This window comes from Enterobacter sp. JH25 (assembly GCF_021725435.1).
GTDB classification, from domain to species: Bacteria; Pseudomonadota; Gammaproteobacteria; order Enterobacterales; family Enterobacteriaceae; genus Enterobacter; species Enterobacter intestinihominis.
This window is the reverse complement of sequence record NZ_CP091319.1, coordinates 385,499-404,060: the sequence shown is the minus strand read 5'-3', so window position 1 is coordinate 404,060 and position 18,562 is coordinate 385,499. Positions and strand designations below refer to the sequence as shown.

The window sequence follows — 18,562 nt, the reverse complement described above, 5'->3', positions numbered from 1 at the left end:
CAGCTAATGCTAAATTTAACCGTTTGTCAGGCACAGTCAAATCCAACAGACTACGCCTGTCTGACGGGCCCGGACATCCCCTTGACTCGCTATTACGGAAGATTACTGATGATGAAAAAATCTCTTTGCTGCGCCCTGCTGCTCGGCATCTCTTGCTCTGCTCTCGCCGCGCCAGTGTCAGAAAAACAGCTGGCGGAGGTGGTCGCGAATACGATTACCCCGCTGATGAAAGCCCAGTCGATTCCAGGCATGGCGGTGGCCGTTATTTATCAGGGTAAACCGCACTATTATACGTTTGGCAAAGCCGATATCGCGGCCAGCAAACCCGTTACGCCTCAGACTCTGTTCGAGCTGGGTTCTATAAGTAAAACCTTCACCGGGGTTTTAGGAGGGGATGCCATTGCTCGCGGTGAAATTTCGCTGGACGATCCGGTGACCAGATACTGGCCACAGCTGACGGGCAAGCAGTGGCAGGGGATTCGTATGCTGGATCTCGCAACCTACACCGCTGGCGGCCTGCCGCTACAGGTACCGGATGAGGTCACGGATAATGCCGCCCTGCTGCGCTTTTATCAAAACTGGCAGCCGCAGTGGAAGCCTGGCACAACGCGTCTTTACGCCAACGCCAGTATCGGTCTTTTTGGCGCGCTGGCGGTCAAACCTTCCGGCATGGGCTATGAGCAGGCCATGACGACGCGGGTCCTTAAGCCGCTCAAGCTGGACCATACCTGGATTAACGTTCCGAAAGCGGAAGAGGCGCATTACGCCTGGGGCTATCGTGACGGTAAAGCGGTGCGCGTTTCGCCGGGAATGCTGGATGCACAAGCCTATGGCGTGAAAACCAACGTGCAGGATATGGCGAACTGGGTCATGGCAAACATGGCGCCGGAGAACGTTGCTGATGCCTCACTTAAGCAGGGCATCTCGCTGGCGCAGTCGCGCTACTGGCGTATCGGGTCAATGTATCAGGGTCTGGGCTGGGAGATGCTCAACTGGCCCGTGGAGGCCAACACGGTGATCGACGGCAGCGACAGTAAGGTGGCGCTGGCACCGCTGCCCGTGGCAGAAGTGAATCCACCGGCTCCCCCGGTCAAAGCGTCCTGGGTCCATAAAACGGGCTCTACTGGCGGGTTTGGCAGCTACGTGGCCTTTATTCCTGAAAAGCAGATCGGTATTGTGATGCTCGCGAATAAAAGCTATCCGAACCCGGCACGCGTTGAGGCGGCATACCATATCCTCGACGCGCTACAGTAAAACATTGCGGGTGGCGCTGCGCTTACCCGGCCTACACAACGCATGAACTTTGTAGGCCGGGTAAGGCGAAGCCGCCACCCGGCAAAACACCCTGCACAATCTCCCGCATTTTCCCTGCTGTCATCTACACTTAACAAAAAACAGTAAGGAAACTCCTATGCGCATTCTGCCTGTTATTGCCGCAGTAACAGCCGCGTTTTTAGTGGTTGCTTGCAGTTCCCCTACTCCTCCGCCTGGCGTCACGGTAGTCAGTAATTTCGACGCACAGCGCTTCCTCGGCACCTGGTATGAAATCGCCCGGCTGGACCATCAGTTCGAGCGGGGCTTAGAAAAAGTCACGGTCAGCTACAGCGCGATGGATAACGGCGGGATCCGGGTCATTAACCGCGGCTATAACCCGGATCGCCAGATGTGGCAGCAGTCAGTTGGTCAGGCCTATTTCACCGGCGCATCTAATCGCGCGGCCATGAAAGCCTCTTTCATCGGCCCATACTACGGCGGGTATAACGTCATTGCGCTGGACAGAGAGTACCGCCACGCGCTGGTCTGTGGGCCGGATCGCAACTATCTGTGGCTCCTCTCCCGCACGCCAACGATCTCGGCGGAAATGAAACAGCAGATGCTGGACATAGCGACCCGGCAAGGGTTTGATGTGACGAAGTTAATCTGGGTAAAACAGCCGCATTAGTGCGTACTGAGTTTTAACCCGACGATACCCGCGACAATCAACGCGAGGCTGGCGATGCGCGCCAGACTCGCAGACTCCCCCAGCAGCAGAATGCCGGTAATGGCAGCCCCTACCGCGCCAATTCCCGTCCAGACAGCGTAAGCTGTGCCGACCGGTAAGGTTCGCATCGCCCATGAAAGCATGACGATACTGACAATCATTGCGGCGATAGTGATGACGCTGGGCGTCAGGCGGGTAAAACCGTGGGTGTATTTCAGACCAATTGCCCATACCACTTCGAGCAAACCAGCAATAACAAGAACGATCCAGGACATTTCAGGCTCCTTAACTTAAAGACAAGTTGGGGCCGTCCCCGATGAGTGAAGCGCTTACGGGTCGTCCCGCAAGGCAGAAGTTGCGCCTTATATTTTGGTTAGCGTGGAATTTTTTTTCAAACTTTTTCTGCTGAACACCTTAAAGCAAGAAATAGCCTCAGTAAGGCACGTAGTTCAGGCATTTATGACTCATCCGACTTCTCTATGATGATAGGCTTTCTGATGGCAGGAAGCCAAACCACTAGCCGACTGCGAAAATTTTATGTTCAAAATTCTTTTGATTGACCGTTGTCACTTCACCCGCGCGGGATTTGAAGCCTGGGTCAATCATTCAGACCTGTTTTCGGGTCATTTCGTCGTAACCGGGGTAAATAATCTTTTCCTCGCCAGAGAGCATATCCTGCAATGGAAACCTGCGCTGGTCATCGCTGATTTATCTGGCTTCCGGCAGGATTTACACCATTTTCAGCAGCTTTCCTCCCTGCTAATTGCCAGCGAAACACTGCCTTTTATTATGCTGCAATCAGCGCAGGAGCAGGAGATGACTGATTATCTGGCGCAGTTCCCGATATGGTCTTCGCTCTCCAAAAATACCGATCTGGAAGCACTGGCGGCGGTGATAAACGATGCGCTAACGTCATGCGCGAGCGCGGAGCTACCGAAAATGGCGGCACCGTTGCTGACGCGTCAGGAAGAAAGAGTTCTGACCTTGTGGATGGATGGTGCGAGCAACCAGAAAATTGCCAGCAATCTTCGCATTAACGGAAAAACGGTATACACGTACAAACGCAATATCCGCATGAAGCTGCATATGGATACGCGCTACTCGCCGTTTTTATCGCTACAGGAAGTGGAGAATTGACGGTACGGTGTAATAACTTGCCGTACCGTCGCTTACATTAGTTCTGAGCTTTAGTTGCTGCGCCAGAAATCGCGCTACCACCGTCGGAGATATCTTCCCCTACGCCACGGGTGGTGTTACATGCAGTCAGTACCGAAGAAAGCACCAGAACAGAAAAGATCGCTGCAATTGTTTTCTTAACCATAATATCTTCCTTTTATAGCCAAAGTTATTTTGTGTATAGCAACTTAAGAATAGACAAAATCTTGCCGTTTGACGGAAAAGGAAGAATTTTTAGGAAAATTAGACGGAATTAGCTGGCCGCATGGGAAATGATATGGCCGAGATCCTGGATATCTTCACCCACGCCACGCGCGGTGTTGCAGCCGGAGAGAATTGCGCTGGAGAGCGCTAACAGAAGCAGAATTTTAACGGTACGTTTCATCTTCCCTGCCTGCAAAATCAGGCGCAGCGGGCGCTGCGCCTTTAATCATGACGTAAATTACTTCACGCGGGATACGTATTCGCCGGAGCGGGTATCCACTTTGATTACTTCACCGATCTGTACGAACAGTGGCACTTTCACCACAGCGCCGGTAGACAGGGTGGCAGGCTTGCCGCCAGTACCTGCGGTATCACCTTTCAGACCTGGATCGGTTTCAACGATTTCCAGCTCAACGAAGTTCGGCGGCGTAACCGCGATAGGCTGACCGTTCCACAGGGTCACGATGCACTCAGCCTGATCCAGCAGCCACTTGGCGTTGTCGCCAATCGCTTTCGCGTCCGCAGACAGCTGCTCGAAGGTTTCGTTGTTCATGAAGTGCCAGAACTCACCGTCGTTGTACAGGTAAGTCAGGTTCATATCGACAACATCAGCGCCTTCAGCGGAGTCAGTAGATTTGAAGGTTTTCTCAACACGGGTACCGGTCAGCAGGCGGCGCAGCTTAACGCGCGCAAATGCCTGGCCTTTACCTGGTTTAACGAATTCGCTGGCTTCAACCGCGTACGGTTCGCCGTCCATCATGATTTTAAGACCAGCACGAAAATCGTTGCTATAGTACGTTGCCATAAGGCCCTCTAAATTTGTTAACTGGTAGCTAAGCCACAAAATGGCGCATATTGTAACCCTAAACACCCCGTCCAGAGAAGATTGGTTATCGCAACTTGCCGATGTAATCACCAGTCCTGATGAATTGCTGCGTCTTTTAGACCTCGAACAGCACGAAGCGTTGCGTGCAGGCCGTGAGGCGAAGCGCCTTTTCGCCCTGCGCGTTCCCCGCGCGTTTGTTGCCCGAATGGAAAAGGGTAACCCTGATGATCCATTATTAAAACAAACGCTGACCTCTCAGGATGAGTTTATTACCGCCCCCGGATACAGCACCGATCCGCTGGAAGAGCAGAACAGTGTTGTACCGGGTTTACTGCATAAATACCGCAATCGTGCCCTGCTGCTGGTTAAGGGCGGGTGCGCGGTAAATTGCCGCTATTGCTTCCGTCGCCACTTCCCGTACGCCGAAAATCAGGGTAATAAGCGCAACTGGCAGGTGGCGCTGGACTACATCGCAGCGCACCCGGAACTGGATGAAATCATCTTTTCCGGCGGCGACCCGCTGATGGCAAAAGATCATGAGCTGGACTGGCTGCTGACTCAACTTGAGACCATCCCGCACATTAAGCGTCTGCGCATTCACAGCCGTTTACCGATCGTCATCCCGGCGCGTATCACCGACGCCCTGGTCACGCGCCTGGAGCAGTCCCGTTTACAGGTGCTGCTGGTAAATCATATCAACCATGCAAATGAAATTGACGCGGACTTTCGTGCGGCGATGACGCGTATGCGAATGGCAGGCGTGACGCTGCTCAACCAGAGCGTATTACTGCGCGGCGTGAACGACAGCGCCCACGTGTTGGCCGATCTCAGCAATGCCTTATTTGATGCGGGCGTAATGCCCTATTACCTGCATGTTCTGGATCGCGTCCAGGGCGCGGCGCACTTCATGGTGACGGATGAAGAGGCCCGGAAGATTATGCGCGAGCTGTTAACGCTGGTTTCAGGTTATATGGTGCCGAAGCTGGCACGTGAGATTGGCGGAGAGCCGAGTAAGACGCCGCTGGATTTGCAGCTGCGGCAGCAGTAAAAAAAGCAGGTGGCGCTACGCTTACCTGCCTACAGGTAAAGCGGCAGCGCCATCAAAATGTTATATCAGTTCGGGCACTTATAGACCTGGCCGTTCATCTGGCTGGCGGTTGGCACAAAGCTGGACAGCATACCCTGCGTCGGGCTGCTCACCCCGTAAATCACGTTGCCGCCCATTGCCGCAGCCTGATTACGCAGGGCATTGGCCGCACCGCGCATAGAGCCGCCCTCCTCGCCGTGCTGCCCTGACATCCAGTTGCTTTGCTCGCCAGAGGCGGTGCCTAACAGCTGGCATTCGCTGCCCGGCTTATCTTCCACAAAGCGAACGCTCTGGCCCGCTGCCGTCAGCTCATTGCTGGTGCTACAACCCGCCAGCAGCAATGCTGCACCTACAATCCCTGCACAGACTTTTATGCGCATGTTATTCCTCGTTTTCAATAAGCTGGACAGTAGTTGTCCGCGTGTAAACCTTATACTAAAAAGATGACCAAAAGAAAAATGCTGAGCATTTCTGCGAGCCAGATTCCGCTGGCACTCCTCCGACATCTTAAATGAATTCTGATAATAACCTTTGGGATATCGTGTTTTAGCCCCCGATCGTTTTTAGTGATGCGACGTACAACTTTTGTACGGGACTAAAAAAAGGGGGTTTCATGAGTGCATCATCCTCAGGAGAGGAAAAAGTAACCTGGGCGGGCTATCTGGCGTTCGTGCTCACCATCGTATTTTTCTCAGGTTTTTTCGCCAAAAGTACTGAATGGTGGCGCATGCTGGATTTTACCGTCCTGAACGGCAGTTTTGGACCGGTGAACGGCGCCCTAACGTTTCGCGGCGAGGGTGGCACAGGAGCGAAAGACGGTTTTTTGTTTGCCCTTGAACTGGCGCCCTCGGTCATTTTATCGCTCGGGATCATTGCCGTTACCGAGGGGCTGGGCGGGCTGCGCGCCGCACAACAGCTCATGACGCCCATTCTGCGCCCGCTGCTCGGCGTGCCGGGCATCTGCTCTCTGGCGCTTATCGCCAACCTGCAAAATACCGATGCAGCCGCAGGGATGACCAAAGAGTTGACCGACGAAGGGGCGATTACTGACCATGAACGCGCCATTTTCGCCACCTTCCAGACCAGCGGTAGCGCCATTATTACCAACTATTTTTCTTCCGGTGCCGCACTTTTTACCTTTATTACCGTCCCGGTGATCGCGCCGCTGGCGGTCATTCTGGTATTTAAATTTGTTGGCGCCAACTTCCTGCGGCTGTGGATCGCCCACATGGAAGTTCGTCGCGTTCAGGAGGAAAAATGATCGCCCAGACGCGTAAAAATATCATGGACTTGTTTATCGATGGCGCCCGCCGCGGCTTTACCATCGCCACCACCAGCCTGTTGCCGAACGTGGTCATGGCGTTTGTCATCATTCAGGCGCTTAAGGTGACCGGCCTGCTGGATATTGTCGGCAGGGTATGCGAGCCCATCATGGCCCTGTGGGGGCTTCCGGGTGCGGCGGCAACGGTACTTCTGGCCTCGGTGATGAGCATGGGCGGCGGCGTGGGGGTTTGCGCCAGCCTGGTCGTCGCCGGCACGCTCAGCGGCCATGATGCCACCATCCTGCTGCCCGCCATCTACCTGATGGGCAATCCGGTGCAAAACACGGGCCGCTGCCTCGGCACCGCGGGCGTGAACCCGAAATATTACCCGCACATCATCGCTGTCTGCGTCATCAACGCCCTGCTCTCGATGTGGGTGATGCAGCTACTCTTCTGAGGAGATAAAAATGGATTTTTCAGTGCTGGAACCGCATCTCTTCCGCCATGCACATCTTGTTTGAGTAACGGCTCGACGGGCAATAAAAAACCCCGGGCATCGCTGCCCGGGGTTCATTCTGAGAGGTTCAGAACAACATGATTACATCATGCCGCCCATGCCACCCATGCCGCCCATACCACCAGCAGCACCTAAGTCAGGCGCGTCGCCTTTAGGCATGTCGGTTACCATGCATTCGGTCGTGATCATCAGGCCAGCTACAGATGCCGCGTACTGCAGAGCAGAACGGGTAACTTTAGTTGGGTCCAGGATACCGAAGTCGATCATGTTGCCGTATTCTTCGGTTGCTGCGTTGTAACCGTAGTTACCTTCGCCCGCTTTCACGTTGTTCGCAACTACTGATGGCTCTTCACCGGCGTTGGACACGATCTGACGCAGAGGGGCTTCCATTGCGCGAAGCGCAACTTTGATACCTACGTTCTGGTCTTCGTTCTGAGCGGTCAGGCCAGCCAGTTTAGCGGCTACACGCACCAGCGCGACACCACCACCAGCAACTACGCCTTCTTCTACCGCAGCACGGGTCGCATGCAGGGCATCGTCAACGCGTGCTTTCTTCTCTTTCATTTCAACTTCGGTCGCAGCACCAACTTTGATTACCGCAACGCCGCCTGCCAGTTTCGCTACGCGCTCCTGCAGTTTTTCACGGTCGTAATCGGAAGTTGCTTCTTCGATCTGCTTACGGATCTGACCAACACGGCCCTGAATAGCGGCTTCTTCACCCACACCGTCGATGATGGTGGTAGTGTCTTTGTTGATCACAACGCGTTTCGCCTGGCCCAGGTCTTCCAGGGTCGCTTTTTCCAGCTCCATACCAATCTCTTCGGAGATCACGGTACCGCCGGTCAGGGTAGCGATATCCTGCAGCATCGCCTTACGACGATCGCCGAAGCCAGGCGCTTTAACCGCTGCCACTTTCACGATGCCACGCATGGTGTTAACCACCAGAGTCGCCAGCGCTTCGCCTTCAACGTCTTCAGCAATGATTACCAGCGGCTTGCCTGCTTTCGCAACGGCTTCCAGCACTGGCAGCATTTCGCGGATGTTGGAGATTTTCTTGTCAGCCAGCAGGATGAACGGGCTTTCCAGCTCAACAGCGCCAGTTTCTGGCTTGTTGATGAAGTATGGGGACAGGTAACCGCGGTCGAACTGCATACCTTCAACCACATCCAGTTCGTCTTCCAGACCAGTACCGTCTTCAACGGTGATCACGCCTTCTTTACCGACTTTATCCATTGCTTCAGCGATCAGTTTACCTACGGTTTCGTCGGAGTTAGCGGAGATAGTACCAACCTGAGCAATGGCTTTAGAGTCAGAGCACGGTACGGACAGCGCTTTCAGCTCTTCAACAGCAGAGGCGACAGCTTTGTCGATACCACGTTTCAGATCCATTGGGTTCATGCCCGCAGCAACGGCTTTCAGGCCTTCGGTGATGATCGCCTGCGCCAGTACGGTCGCGGTGGTGGTACCGTCACCAGCAGCGTCGTTCGCTTTAGAGGCAACTTCTTTCACCATCTGTGCGCCCATGTTTTCGAACTTGTCTTCCAGCTCGATTTCACGTGCAACAGAAACACCATCTTTGGTGATGGTTGGCGCGCCGAAGGATTTGTCCAGCACGACGTTACGGCCTTTCGGGCCCAGAGTGACTTTCACTGCGTCTGCCAGTACGTTTACGCCGCGGAGCATTTTTACACGAGCGTCGTTACCGAATTTTACGTCTTTAGCTGCCATGTTCTTATTTCCTCAAATTCGTACAGTTTCGTGCGTTAATTACGCTTCAACAATTGCCAGAATGTCGCTCTCGGACATGATCAACACTTCTTCATTGTCGATCTTCTCGGATTTCACGCCGTAGCCATCGTTGAAAATGACGATGTCACCAACTTTAACGTCCAGTGGCTGCACAGTTCCGTTTTCCAGGATGCGGCCCTTACCGACAGCGATGATTTCGCCACGCGTTGATTTTGCTGCTGCTGAACCGGTCAGAACGATGCCGCCAGCAGACTTGGTTTCAACTTCTTTACGTTTGACGATCACACGATCATGTAACGGACGAATACTCATTGATAGCTCTCCTTTGAGAAAGTCATTATCAGTTATGGATGACGCCGGTCCGCATGCGGTTTTCCGGCTAGTGCCCTGAGAGATGGGGATAGCTTTTTACCCCTTCAAGGGGTAATCGAAAAAAAATTTGCGAAAGTGTTACCATCCACTCTCTTTTGATGGTGGCGGGACGAGGTAAATGAGTGGACTCAGGCAGGAGTTGGGGCTGGCGCAGGGCATTGGCTTACTCTCAACGTCTTTGTTAGGCACGGGCGTTTTTGCGGTTCCCGCGCTGGCGGCGTTGGTTGCCGGCAATAACAGTCTTTGGGCATGGCCGGTGCTGATCGTGCTGGTGTTTCCGGTGGCGATTGTCTTTGCCATACTCGGGCGGCACTTCCCGAGCGCAGGCGGCGTAGCGCATTTTGTCGGTATGGCGTTTGGGCCGCGAATGGAACGCGTCACCGGCTGGCTATTTTTGTCGGTGATACCCGTTGGCCTTCCGGCAGCCCTGCATATCGCAACCGGCTTCGGACAGGCGCTGTTTGGCTGGCACGATGAACAGCTGCTGCTGGCTGAACTCGGCACGCTGGCGATTATCTGGTGGGTTGGCTCACGCGGGGCCAGTTCCAGCGCCAACCTGCAAACGCTGGTCGCCGTGTTAATCGTCGCGCTGATCATCGCCATCTGGTTTGCGGGTGACATTACGGTGGCGGATATTCCTTTCCCCGCGATTAATGACATCGACCACACACAGCTTTTCGCTGCACTATCCGTCATGTTCTGGTGTTTCGTCGGTCTGGAGGCGTTCGCTCATCTGGCATCCGAGTTTAAACAGCCCGAGCGTGATTTTCCCCGCGCCCTGATGATTGGCCTGCTGCTGGCGGGCACCGTGTACTGGGCCTGTACCGTACTGGTGCTGCACTTCAACGCGTTCGGTGAAGAGAAAGCCGCCGCCGCGTCGCTGCCGGGCATCGTGGTGCAGCTGTTTGGCGTTAAAGCCCTGTGGGTAGCCTGCGTGATTGGCTATCTCGCCTGCTTTGCCAGCCTCAACATCTATATTCAGAGCTTCGCCCGGCTGGTGTGGTCTCAGGCACTTTATAAACCGGATAGCCCCCTCTCACGCCTGTCAAAGCGTCAGCTTCCGGTGAATGCGCTGAATACCGTACTGGGCTGCTGCGTGGTGAGTTCCCTGGCCATTTATCTCCTCGACATCAACCTTGACGCGCTGATTATCTACGCCAACGGTATTTTCATCATGATCTATCTGTTGTGCATGCTGGCGGGCTGTCGGCTACTGAAAGGACGCTTTAAGGCGCTGGCGGCTATCGGGTGTGTCCTGTGCCTGCTGCTGCTGGCGATGGTGGGATGGAAGAGTGTGTACGCCATCGTCATGCTGGCGGGGCTGTGGGTGTTTTTACCGAAGCGGCAAAATCCGCAGGCCCGGTGAGCGAGCGCCACCGGGCAAGAAACTTACCGATCGTCTTTATGATCTAACCGGTCGCGCTGCTCATCCTTACGCTGATATTCCCCTTCAAAGGTATCGCCCGGGCCGGTGCTGAAACCACCGCCTGGCATACGGCTGAAACGCAGATGCGGCAGCAGCTTCATGGTCAGATGCTTCTGCACCGGCGGCAACAGCAACAGCAGGCCGAGGAAGTCTGTAAAGAAGCCCGGCAGGATCAGCAGCAGGCCAGCAATAATCAGCGACACGCTTTTGATCATCTCGGCGGCCGGGCTTTCACCTGCGGCCATCTTCTGCTGCATTAACAGGAAATTTTTGAAACCCTGATTGCGCACCAGCGACATGCCGATGACGGAGGTGAAGATCACCAGAATCAGCGTCAGCAGGACGCCCAGCACATGGGCAACCTGGATGAAAATGGAAATCTCAATGTAAACATAAAGAAAGAAAGCAATAAATGGTATCCAGCGCACTGGCATCTCCTGTGTGGCAGGTGCCTTCTGGCCCCTGACTGAATGTGTTCGCGAAGCGCGTAGATAAGAAATGGTGACGGTTAGCCAAAATTCAATCGGTTTGCACGGATATTTTTTCTGGAAATATTAAAGCGGTGACATATTTCACAGATTAATAATTATCATGAAATCGGGTCGATAATAAGTGATCCAGCTTACGGCAATTCGCTATCATCAGCATATGATCTCGAACATCTGGCCGATTGAGGGAATAATCGTCGGTCATAAAATATTCAAAACCACATATCTACTGTGTGTTTAGTACAATCCATCGGCAGCTTGAAAAGAAGGTTCACATGTTAAACAACATTCGTATCGAAGAAGATTTGTTGGGTACCAGGGAAGTTCCAGCGGATGCCTACTATGGTGTTCACACTCTGAGAGCGATTGAAAACTTCTACATCAGCAACAGCAAAATCAGCGACATCCCTGAATTTGTGCGTGGCATGGTGATGGTAAAAAAAGCCGCGGCTCTGGCAAACAAAGAGCTGCAAACCATTCCTAAAAGCGCTGCAAATGCGATTATCGCCGCGTGCGATGAAGTGCTGAACAACGGCAAATGCATGGATCAGTTCCCGGTTGACGTCTATCAGGGCGGCGCAGGCACCTCCGTCAACATGAACACCAACGAAGTGCTGGCAAACATCGGCCTGGAGCTCATGGGTCATCAGAAAGGTGAATACCAGTACCTGAACCCGAACGACCACGTTAACAAATGTCAGTCCACCAACGACGCCTACCCAACCGGCTTCCGCATCGCGGTGTATGCCTCTGTCGTCAAACTGGTCGACGCGATTAATCAGCTGGGTGATGGCTTCCAGCGTAAAGCCGTTGAGTTCCAGGACATTCTGAAAATGGGTCGTACCCAGCTGCAGGACGCAGTGCCAATGACCCTCGGCCAGGAGTTCCACGCGTTTAACGTGCTGTTGAACGAAGAGACCAAAAACCTGCTGCGCACGTCCGAACTGCTGCTGGAAGTGAACCTGGGTGCTACCGCCATCGGTACACGCCTGAACACCCCGGATGGCTATCAGCAACTGGCGGTACAGAAGCTGGCTGAAGTGTCCAACCTGCCGGTTGTACCTGCAGAAGACCTGATTGAAGCCACCTCAGACTGCGGCGCCTACGTGATGGTGCACAGCGCATTGAAACGTCTGGCGGTGAAACTGTCCAAAATCTGTAACGACCTGCGCCTGCTCTCCTCCGGTCCGCGCGCTGGCCTGAATGAAATCAACCTGCCAGAGTTGCAGGCGGGTTCATCCATCATGCCAGCTAAAGTGAACCCGGTGGTGCCAGAAGTGGTGAACCAGGTTTGCTTCAAGGTTATTGGTAACGATACGACCGTCACCATGGCCTCCGAAGCCGGTCAACTCCAGCTGAACGTAATGGAGCCGGTGATTGGCCAGGCGATGTTTGAATCTATCCACATTCTGACCAACGCCTGCTACAACCTGCTGGAAAAATGCATTAACGGCATCACCGCGAATAAAGAAGTGTGTGAAGGCTACGTCTATAACTCCATCGGCATCGTCACCTACCTCAACCCGTTCATCGGCCACCACAACGGCGATATCGTCGGGAAGATTTGTGCCGAAACCGGTAAGAGCGTGCGTGAGGTGGTTCTCGAGCGAGGATTGTTGACCGAAGCCGAACTGGACGATATCTTCTCCGCCCAGAACCTGATGCACCCGGCATATAAAGCGAAACGATATACCGATGAAAGCGAACAGTAACCGTTCAGGCTAAGCTTCCGAAAGGCACGTCACTTGTGACGTGCCTTTTTTCTTTATGGCCGTTACCAAAACACAACAATTCAATATCAACTTGTTAATAAGCAAGGCAGGTCTTTATGTTTGGAGCAGAACTCGTCATCGTCCTGTTGGCGATTTATTTGGGCGCACGACTCGGGGGTATCGGCATCGGCTTTGCCGGCGGTCTCGGCGTGCTCGTACTTACCCTGATCTTTCAGATTAAACCCGGCGCAATCCCTTTTGACGTTATCGAAATCATCATGGCGGTTATCGCTGCCATTGCGGCCATGCAGGTCGCTGGCGGTATGGACTACCTGGTGAGCCTGGCGGAGCGTATGCTGCGTCGTCATCCAAAATACATCACCTTCCTTGCCCCACTGGTGACCTGGTTTATGACCATTCTCGCCGGTACTGGCCATACCGCTTTCTCTACGCTGCCGGTCATTACCGAAGTGGCGAAAGAGCAGGGTATTCGCCCGTCTCGCCCTCTTTCTATTGCTGTAGTCGCCTCCCAGATTGCGATCACCGCCTCGCCCATTTCCGCGGCAGTGGTCTTTTTCGCGGGTATTCTCGAGCCGATGGGCGTAAGTTATCTGACGCTGCTGGCGATCTGTATTCCGGTCACGCTGATTGCGGTAATGATCACTGCCGTGCTGTGTAACTTCCTCGGCGCCGAGCTGAAAGACGATCCGGTTTACCAGGAGCGTCTGGCAAAAGGTGAAGTGAGCCTGCGCGGTAGCCAGGTCTTTGAGCTGAAGCCGCATGCAAAACGCTCCGTGCTGCTGTTCCTGATTGGTATCGTCGCCGTGATGTTCTACGCGACCGCCATCAGCGATACGGTAGGTCTGATCCAGAACCCGGTTCTGCCGCGTAACGAAGCGATTGTGGTATTTATGCTGACCATCGCGACGCTGATCAGTATCACCTGTAAAATCGACACCAGCGAAGTGCTGAACGCCAGCACCTTCAAATCCGGTATGAGCGCCTGCGTGTGCGTGCTGGGTGTGGCGTGGCTCGGTGACACCTTCGTGAAAGCGCACATCAGCGATATCCAGACAGTTGCAGGCGACCTGCTGCACAACTATCCGTGGCTACTGGCGGTGGTGCTGTTCTTTGCCGCAACGCTGCTGTACTCCCAGGCTGCGACCACCAAAGCGCTAATGCCTGCGGCACTGATGCTGGGCGTGACGCCGCTGACGGCGATTGCCTCTTTCGCGGCGGTTTCCGCCCTGTTCGTGCTGCCAACCTACCCAACCCTGCTGGCCGCGGTTGAGATGGATGACACCGGCTCGACCCGTATCGGTAAATACGTGTTTAACCACGCGTTCCTCATCCCGGGCGTGGTGGCGATTACGCTCTGCGTGGTCCTCGGCTTTATCATCGGCGGCATTGTGCTGTAAACGGTTAGCCGTTGTAAAAATAGTTAAAAACGGGCCGCGCTGCGGCCCGTTTCATTAATGACCAATCACATGGCGTGATATAGTGAAGACTTTCGTGATGAGGAGGTCGACTTGTGAACACGCCTGATGCTGTTGTTGTACTGTGTACCGCCCCTGATGAAGCTTCTGCCCAGGATCTCGCCGCCAAAGTGCTGGCCGAAAAACTGGCTGCCTGCGTCACGCTACTTCCCGGCGCCACCTCCCTTTATTACTGGGAAGGCAAGCTGGAGCAAGAGTACGAAGTCCAGATGTTGCTCAAAACCAATCTGACCAACCAGCAGGCGCTCCTCGACTGCCTCAAGTCTCATCATCCTTACCAAACCCCGGAGCTGCTGGTGCTGCCAGTGGTCCACGGCGATAACGATTATCTCTCATGGCTCAACGCTTCTTTACGCTGATCCTGCTGCTGTGCAGCACGTCAGTTTTTGCCGGGTTGTTTGACGCGCCCGGCCGTTCGAACTTTATTCCTGCCGACCAGGCATTCGTTTTCGACTTTCAGCAAAACCAGCACGATCTCAGTCTCACCTGGCAGGTGAAAGAGGGTTATTACCTCTATCGCAAGCAGGTCAGCATCACGCCGGCAAAGGCTGACGTCGGCGCATTGCAGATGCCCGCTGGCGAATGGCACGAGGACGAGTTCTACGGTAAAAGTGAAATTTATCGCCAGCGCTTAAGCGTGCCCGTCACGGTGAATCAGGCGGATAAAGGCGCAACCCTGACGGTGACGTATCAGGGTTGCGCCGATGCGGGCTTCTGCTATCCCCCTGAAACAAAGGTCGTTCCGCTTAGCGAAGTGAAAGCGGCGGCCTCCCCTCTCCCCTCAGGGGAAATGGCCAGTGTGAGGGGTGAAGGCGAAGCCGCTTCAGACCTTCCGTTCTCAGCGCTTTGGGCGTTATTGATTGGTATCGGCATCGCCTTTACGCCCTGCGTACTGCCTATGTACCCGCTTATCTCTGGCATCGTGCTGGGCGGTAAGCAACGCCTTTCCACCGCCCGCGCGCTGTTGCTGGCCTTTATCTATGTGCAGGGCATGGCGTTAACCTATACGGCGCTCGGCCTCGTGGTCGCCGCTGCCGGGTTGCAGTTCCAGGCCGCCCTTCAGCACCCCTATGTGCTTATCGGACTGTCAGCAGTGTTTATTCTGCTGGCGCTGTCGATGTTTGGCCTGTTCACTCTGCAACTGCCCTCTTCCCTGCAAACCCGTCTGACGCTAATGAGCAACCGTCAGCAGGGGGGCTCTGCGGGCGGCGTGTTCGCCATGGGTGCCATCGCCGGGCTGATTTGCTCCCCTTGCACCACCGCGCCGCTGAGCGCCATCCTGTTATACATTGCCCAGAGCGGCAACCTTTGGCTCGGCGGCGGCACGCTGTACCTTTACGCGCTCGGCATGGGTCTGCCGCTGATCCTTGTGACGGTATTTGGCAATCGTCTGCTGCCGAAGAGCGGCCCGTGGATGGAGACAGTGAAAACCGCGTTTGGTTTTGTCATTCTGGCGCTACCGGTCTTCCTGCTGGAACGCATCATCGGTGATGTGTGGGGTACGCGTCTGTGGGCTATGCTCGGCGTGGCCTTCTTCAGCTGGGCATTTATCGTGAGTCTGGGTGCGAAGAAACCGTGGATGCGCCTGCTACAGATCCTTCTGCTGGCGGCCGCGCTGGTGAGCGTCCGTCCGTTACAGGACTGGGCGTTTGGCACCCCGACAGGTCAAACACAGGCTCATCTGAATTTTATACAGATTAAAAACGTGGATGACCTTAACCGCGCCCTGGTGCAGGCGAAAGGCAAACCGGTCATGCTCGATCTCTATGCCGACTGGTGCGTGGCCTGCAAAGAGTTTGAAAAATACACCTTCAGCGATCCGCAGGTACAACATGCGCTGAGCGATACCGTTCTGCTCCAGGCGAACGTTACCGCCAACAGCGCGCAGGATAAGGCTCTGCTGAAGCAACTTAACGTGCTCGGGCTGCCTACCATCCTGTTCTTCAATGAACAGGGGGAAGAACAGCTGACGCAGCGTGTAACCGGGTTTATGGACGCGACGGCATTCAACGCGCATTTGCGCAATCGCCAACCGTAAACAACACTTTAGACGGGACAAACCGTTGGGAATAGCGGAGGAGATAACCGTGCAACGCGAAGACGTACTGGGACAAGCCCTGCAATTACTTGAGATTCAAGGGATCGCCAGCACCACGCTTGAGATGGTAGCCGACCGTATCGATTACCCTCTGGATGAACTTAAGCGCTTCTGGCCGGATAAAGAGGCGCTGCTGTATGATGCCCTGCGCTATCTCAGCCAGCAGGTGGATATCTGGCGCAGGCAACTGATGCTGAATGAAGAGCTGACCACCGAGCAAAAGCTGCTGGCACGCTATACCGCACTGACGGAGTGTGTCACCAACAACCGTTACCCAGGCTGTCTGTTTATCGCCGCCTGCACCTATTTCCCCGATCCCGGACATCCCATCCATCAACTGGCAGATCAGCAAAAACGAGCCGCGCACGAGTTCACACACGAGCTGCTGACCACACTTGAAGTGGATGATCCGGCAATGGTCGCGAAGCAGATGGAGCTGGTGCTGGAAGGTTGCCTGAGCCGCATGCTGGTGAACCGTAGCCAGGCGGATGTGGATACGGCGCACCGTCTGGCGGAAGATATTTTGCGGTTTGCGCAGTGCCGTATGGGTGGTGCACTGACCTAAGCCAGCATTCCCGTCCAGGCGGAAATAAACAAACACAGCGCCATTGCACGTTGAAATCGCACCATCGCCACGGTGGTGCGGAAAATCCGGTTCACCGCCTTCCCCAGCCACGCCCAGCACAACAAACAGACCACTGAGATCGCCAGAAACCATAGCGCCATCAGCGAAATATCCCGTAATGCATGGTCGCTTGCCGGAGCAAACAGGCTGACGACGGCCAGCGCCATCATCCAGGTTTTTGGGTTTACAACCTGTAATAACGCCGCTGCCCGCGCGGTAAATCGGACATGACGCCTGGAGGAGAGATTCGCGGCCGGGGCGCTAAACAGCTGCCAGCTCATCCAGGAAAGCCACAGCACGCCCGCCCAGCTCATCACCTGACGTATCAGCGGATACTGGCGTAACACTTCTCCTGCCCCAGCGCCAGAAACCAGAACAATAGCGCTGGCGGCAATACACCCACCCAGGATCGCAGGAATCGTATTTTTTACGCCAAAGTGCTGACTGTTAGCCAGTACCAAAATATTGGTTGGCCCCGGCGTAATCGAGGCGACAAATGCAAACAGCAGGAAGGGTATTAAATTCACAGGTGGCTCCTTTTAGTAGAGCCATGAATGTGCCGTTATTTTCTGGAAACGTCTGGAAGGTTTGTGCACAACCGACGGTAGTATGCCGGAGAAATAGGGTACGCCCGCTGGAACCAGCGACCAAGATGGCTTTGATCGGCAAAACCTACTGCCGTCGCCACATCAACAGGCAGTTCCCCATACGCCAGCATCTGTCGGGCCTTTGCCAGGCGCAGCTGGATAAGCCAGGCGTGCGGCGCAAGGTGAAATTCGCGCTTAAAGCAGCGGGTGAGCGTAAAGCGATCCGTCCCCGTCTCCCGCGCAAGGTCTGACAGCCCCACGTTCTCGCCGATATGCGCATAGAGATAGTCGCGGGCACGATGCGCCACAGCGGAGCTTTGTAACTGCGACGGGAGTTTCTTCCGCCAGTGGCAGTGGGCTGTAATCTTAGTGAGCAGGTTATCCATTGTGCTCTGTTGTACGATCTTCATCTCATCGTTATGCAGCGAGGCAAATGTATCACCGATAGCGCGCACCAGCTGAGGCTCTCGCGTCAGCGTTTGGGCAAAGTGGAGGGTGTAACTCCCGGGAGTAGAGTCATACAGCCCTTGAAGCGTACGGGTGAGCCAGTGTTCATCCAGATAAAAGGTCAGATAAGTAAAGCCACCCTCTACCGGTGCATCACCGTCATGTATTTCACCAGGCTCAAGTAAAAAAGCATCGCCCGGCTGGCTACGGTGGCGTTCACGGCGACAGTGGAACTGCTGCGTACCGGAAAGGGTTATTCCGACCAGATAGCTATCATGCCAGTGGGGATCAAAGGCGTGTCCTTCGAAATGCGCCTTAATTGTCTCAATACCTGTTTCTGCATGCTGACGCAGCTCAAGCCAGTCGTTTGCCATACTGCCCTCCTCTTACCGTCAGCATTGCCACCTCTTGCCTGAACTGTCTGGAAGATTTGTGCACTTTCAGCGCACAAACGGACAGATTGCCGCAAACTTAAGCAGTTGAACAGCTTTTCCCGAAATAATGTTGAC

Annotated in this window: 22 protein-coding genes; 12 read left to right on the top strand and 10 right to left on the bottom strand. The window is 54.6% G+C overall.

The window, feature by feature from the left end; genetic code table 11:
• The first annotated feature begins 108 nt into the window (after window positions 1-108).
• Both L2Y28_RS01950 and L2Y28_RS01945 read left to right on the top strand, forming a co-directional pair.
• A complete protein-coding gene (locus L2Y28_RS01950) occupies window positions 109-1,254 on the top strand; it encodes a cephalosporin-hydrolyzing class C beta-lactamase ACT-24 (RefSeq protein WP_022646807.1) in 1,146 nt (381 codons plus the stop codon).
• A gap of 157 nt (window positions 1,255-1,411) precedes the next feature.
• Window positions 1,412-1,942, top strand: a complete 531-nt coding sequence (locus L2Y28_RS01945; RefSeq protein WP_022646806.1) for a lipocalin family protein — start codon at window positions 1,412-1,414, stop codon at window positions 1,940-1,942.
• Here the strand turns inward: L2Y28_RS01945 and sugE are convergent.
• Complete coding sequence (gene sugE / locus L2Y28_RS01940; RefSeq protein ID WP_022646805.1) at window positions 1,939-2,256, bottom strand: quaternary ammonium compound efflux SMR transporter SugE; 318 nt, start codon at window positions 2,254-2,256, stop codon at window positions 1,939-1,941. The genes L2Y28_RS01945 and sugE overlap by 4 nt on opposite strands.
• Window positions 2,257-2,518: 262 nt before the next feature.
• On the opposite strand from sugE, the gene L2Y28_RS01935 reads away from it, so the two are divergent.
• The gene (locus L2Y28_RS01935) at window positions 2,519-3,118 is read left to right on the top strand and encodes a LuxR C-terminal-related transcriptional regulator (protein WP_022646804.1); all 600 of its coding nucleotides are present in this window, start codon (window positions 2,519-2,521) and stop codon (window positions 3,116-3,118) included.
• Between the two features lie 37 nt (window positions 3,119-3,155).
• Here L2Y28_RS01935 and ecnB read toward each other — a convergent pair whose 3' ends face one another.
• The 3 genes from ecnB to efp form a co-directional block, all read right to left on the bottom strand.
• A complete protein-coding gene (gene ecnB, locus L2Y28_RS01930) occupies window positions 3,156-3,302 on the bottom strand; it encodes a lipoprotein toxin entericidin B (RefSeq protein WP_006178941.1) in 147 nt (48 codons plus the stop codon).
• Window positions 3,303-3,410: 108 nt separating this feature from the next.
• Window positions 3,411-3,542 carry an entericidin A/B family lipoprotein gene (locus tag L2Y28_RS01925; protein WP_006810410.1) on the bottom strand — a complete coding sequence of 44 codons (132 nt, stop codon included), beginning with the start codon at window positions 3,540-3,542 and terminating at the stop codon, window positions 3,411-3,413.
• A 57-nt stretch (window positions 3,543-3,599) separates the two neighbouring features.
• Window positions 3,600-4,166 carry an elongation factor P gene (gene efp, locus L2Y28_RS01920; RefSeq protein ID WP_003855940.1) on the bottom strand — a complete coding sequence of 189 codons (567 nt, stop codon included), beginning with the start codon at window positions 4,164-4,166 and terminating at the stop codon, window positions 3,600-3,602.
• Window positions 4,167-4,206: 40 nt separating this feature from the next.
• Here efp and epmB point away from each other — a divergent pair, with 40 nt between their 5' ends.
• Window positions 4,207-5,235, top strand: a complete 1,029-nt coding sequence (gene epmB / locus L2Y28_RS01915) for an EF-P beta-lysylation protein EpmB (RefSeq protein WP_022646803.1) — start codon at window positions 4,207-4,209, stop codon at window positions 5,233-5,235.
• A gap of 65 nt (window positions 5,236-5,300) precedes the next feature.
• Here epmB and L2Y28_RS01910 read toward each other — a convergent pair whose 3' ends face one another.
• Window positions 5,301-5,654, bottom strand: a complete 354-nt coding sequence (locus L2Y28_RS01910) for a DUF4156 domain-containing protein (protein ID WP_022646802.1) — start codon at window positions 5,652-5,654, stop codon at window positions 5,301-5,303.
• 233 nt (window positions 5,655-5,887) lie between these two features.
• On the opposite strand from L2Y28_RS01910, the gene L2Y28_RS01905 reads away from it, so the two are divergent.
• Both L2Y28_RS01905 and L2Y28_RS01900 read left to right on the top strand, forming a co-directional pair.
• The gene (locus L2Y28_RS01905) at window positions 5,888-6,535 is read left to right on the top strand and encodes a nucleoside recognition domain-containing protein (RefSeq protein WP_022646801.1); all 648 of its coding nucleotides are present in this window, start codon (window positions 5,888-5,890) and stop codon (window positions 6,533-6,535) included.
• On the top strand, window positions 6,532-6,993 hold the full coding sequence (locus tag L2Y28_RS01900) for a YjiG family protein (RefSeq protein ID WP_022646800.1): 462 nt from the start codon (window positions 6,532-6,534) through the stop codon (window positions 6,991-6,993). Before L2Y28_RS01905 ends, L2Y28_RS01900 begins: the two co-directional genes overlap by 4 nt.
• Window positions 6,994-7,134: 141 nt before the next feature.
• Here L2Y28_RS01900 and groL read toward each other — a convergent pair whose 3' ends face one another.
• Together groL and L2Y28_RS01890 are read right to left on the bottom strand one after the other, a co-directional pair.
• Window positions 7,135-8,781 (bottom strand): chaperonin GroEL, encoded by a 1,647-nt coding sequence (gene groL / locus L2Y28_RS01895; RefSeq protein WP_006810416.1) that lies wholly within the window; start codon window positions 8,779-8,781, stop codon window positions 7,135-7,137.
• Window positions 8,782-8,820: 39 nt separating this feature from the next.
• On the bottom strand, window positions 8,821-9,114 hold the full coding sequence (locus L2Y28_RS01890) for a co-chaperone GroES (RefSeq protein ID WP_003855929.1): 294 nt from the start codon (window positions 9,112-9,114) through the stop codon (window positions 8,821-8,823).
• A gap of 178 nt (window positions 9,115-9,292) precedes the next feature.
• Here L2Y28_RS01890 and yjeH point away from each other — a divergent pair, with 178 nt between their 5' ends.
• Complete coding sequence (yjeH, locus tag L2Y28_RS01885) at window positions 9,293-10,540, top strand: L-methionine/branched-chain amino acid transporter (protein ID WP_022646799.1); 1,248 nt, start codon at window positions 9,293-9,295, stop codon at window positions 10,538-10,540.
• Window positions 10,541-10,563: 23 nt separating this feature from the next.
• On the opposite strand, the gene L2Y28_RS01880 is transcribed toward yjeH, so the two are convergent.
• A complete protein-coding gene (locus L2Y28_RS01880) occupies window positions 10,564-11,028 on the bottom strand; it encodes an FxsA family protein (protein WP_003855925.1) in 465 nt (154 codons plus the stop codon).
• A gap of 335 nt (window positions 11,029-11,363) precedes the next feature.
• Here L2Y28_RS01880 and aspA point away from each other — a divergent pair, with 335 nt between their 5' ends.
• The 5 genes from aspA (at window position 11,364) to L2Y28_RS01855 (ending at window position 16,959) form a co-directional block, all read left to right on the top strand.
• Window positions 11,364-12,800, top strand: a complete 1,437-nt coding sequence (gene aspA, locus L2Y28_RS01875; protein ID WP_003855923.1) for an aspartate ammonia-lyase — start codon at window positions 11,364-11,366, stop codon at window positions 12,798-12,800.
• A gap of 116 nt (window positions 12,801-12,916) precedes the next feature.
• The gene (locus L2Y28_RS01870) at window positions 12,917-14,218 is read left to right on the top strand and encodes an anaerobic C4-dicarboxylate transporter (protein ID WP_008502949.1); all 1,302 of its coding nucleotides are present in this window, start codon (window positions 12,917-12,919) and stop codon (window positions 14,216-14,218) included.
• Between the two features lie 113 nt (window positions 14,219-14,331).
• A complete protein-coding gene (gene cutA / locus L2Y28_RS01865; RefSeq protein WP_003855908.1) occupies window positions 14,332-14,655 on the top strand; it encodes a divalent cation tolerance protein CutA in 324 nt (107 codons plus the stop codon).
• A complete protein-coding gene (locus L2Y28_RS01860; RefSeq protein ID WP_022646798.1) occupies window positions 14,631-16,334 on the top strand; it encodes a protein-disulfide reductase DsbD in 1,704 nt (567 codons plus the stop codon). The genes cutA and L2Y28_RS01860 overlap by 25 nt, the downstream gene beginning before the upstream one ends.
• Window positions 16,335-16,383: 49 nt before the next feature.
• On the top strand, window positions 16,384-16,959 hold the full coding sequence (locus L2Y28_RS01855; RefSeq protein WP_022646797.1) for a transcriptional regulator: 576 nt from the start codon (window positions 16,384-16,386) through the stop codon (window positions 16,957-16,959).
• On the opposite strand, the gene L2Y28_RS01850 is transcribed toward L2Y28_RS01855, so the two are convergent.
• Together L2Y28_RS01850 and L2Y28_RS01845 are read right to left on the bottom strand one after the other, a co-directional pair.
• Entirely contained in the window at window positions 16,956-17,546 is a 591-nt protein-coding gene (locus L2Y28_RS01850; protein ID WP_023299118.1) for a LysE family translocator, read from the bottom strand. The two genes, L2Y28_RS01855 and L2Y28_RS01850, sit on opposite strands and share 4 nt — an antisense overlap.
• Window positions 17,547-17,581: 35 nt before the next feature.
• A complete protein-coding gene (locus L2Y28_RS01845; protein ID WP_022646795.1) occupies window positions 17,582-18,427 on the bottom strand; it encodes an AraC family transcriptional regulator in 846 nt (281 codons plus the stop codon).
• Between the last annotated feature and the right edge of the window lie 135 nt (window positions 18,428-18,562).

What these genes read in the sequence shown, in the direction of transcription:
- L2Y28_RS01950 (WP_022646807.1), top strand. Translation starts at nt 109, where the DNA reads ATGATGAAAAAATCTCTTTGCTGCGCCCTGCTGCTCGGCATCTCTTGC.
- L2Y28_RS01945 (WP_022646806.1), top strand. Translation starts at nt 1,412, where the DNA reads ATGCGCATTCTGCCTGTTATTGCCGCAGTAACAGCCGCGTTTTTAGTG.
- sugE (WP_022646805.1), bottom strand. Translation starts at nt 2,256, where the DNA reads ATGTCCTGGATCGTTCTTGTTATTGCTGGTTTGCTCGAAGTGGTATGG.
- L2Y28_RS01935 (WP_022646804.1), top strand. Translation starts at nt 2,519, where the DNA reads ATGTTCAAAATTCTTTTGATTGACCGTTGTCACTTCACCCGCGCGGGA.
- ecnB (WP_006178941.1), bottom strand. Translation starts at nt 3,302, where the DNA reads ATGGTTAAGAAAACAATTGCAGCGATCTTTTCTGTTCTGGTGCTTTCT.
- L2Y28_RS01925 (WP_006810410.1), bottom strand. Translation starts at nt 3,542, where the DNA reads ATGAAACGTACCGTTAAAATTCTGCTTCTGTTAGCGCTCTCCAGCGCA.
- efp (WP_003855940.1), bottom strand. Translation starts at nt 4,166, where the DNA reads ATGGCAACGTACTATAGCAACGATTTTCGTGCTGGTCTTAAAATCATG.
- epmB (WP_022646803.1), top strand. Translation starts at nt 4,207, where the DNA reads ATGGCGCATATTGTAACCCTAAACACCCCGTCCAGAGAAGATTGGTTA.
- L2Y28_RS01910 (WP_022646802.1), bottom strand. Translation starts at nt 5,654, where the DNA reads ATGCGCATAAAAGTCTGTGCAGGGATTGTAGGTGCAGCATTGCTGCTG.
- L2Y28_RS01905 (WP_022646801.1), top strand. Translation starts at nt 5,888, where the DNA reads ATGAGTGCATCATCCTCAGGAGAGGAAAAAGTAACCTGGGCGGGCTAT.
- L2Y28_RS01900 (WP_022646800.1), top strand. Translation starts at nt 6,532, where the DNA reads ATGATCGCCCAGACGCGTAAAAATATCATGGACTTGTTTATCGATGGC.
- groL (WP_006810416.1), bottom strand. Translation starts at nt 8,781, where the DNA reads ATGGCAGCTAAAGACGTAAAATTCGGTAACGACGCTCGTGTAAAAATG.
- L2Y28_RS01890 (WP_003855929.1), bottom strand. Translation starts at nt 9,114, where the DNA reads ATGAGTATTCGTCCGTTACATGATCGTGTGATCGTCAAACGTAAAGAA.
- yjeH (WP_022646799.1), top strand. Translation starts at nt 9,293, where the DNA reads ATGAGTGGACTCAGGCAGGAGTTGGGGCTGGCGCAGGGCATTGGCTTA.
- aspA (WP_003855923.1), top strand. Translation starts at nt 11,364, where the DNA reads ATGTTAAACAACATTCGTATCGAAGAAGATTTGTTGGGTACCAGGGAA.
- L2Y28_RS01870 (WP_008502949.1), top strand. Translation starts at nt 12,917, where the DNA reads ATGTTTGGAGCAGAACTCGTCATCGTCCTGTTGGCGATTTATTTGGGC.
- L2Y28_RS01860 (WP_022646798.1), top strand. Translation starts at nt 14,631, where the DNA reads ATGGCTCAACGCTTCTTTACGCTGATCCTGCTGCTGTGCAGCACGTCA.
- L2Y28_RS01845 (WP_022646795.1), bottom strand. Translation starts at nt 18,427, where the DNA reads ATGGCAAACGACTGGCTTGAGCTGCGTCAGCATGCAGAAACAGGTATT.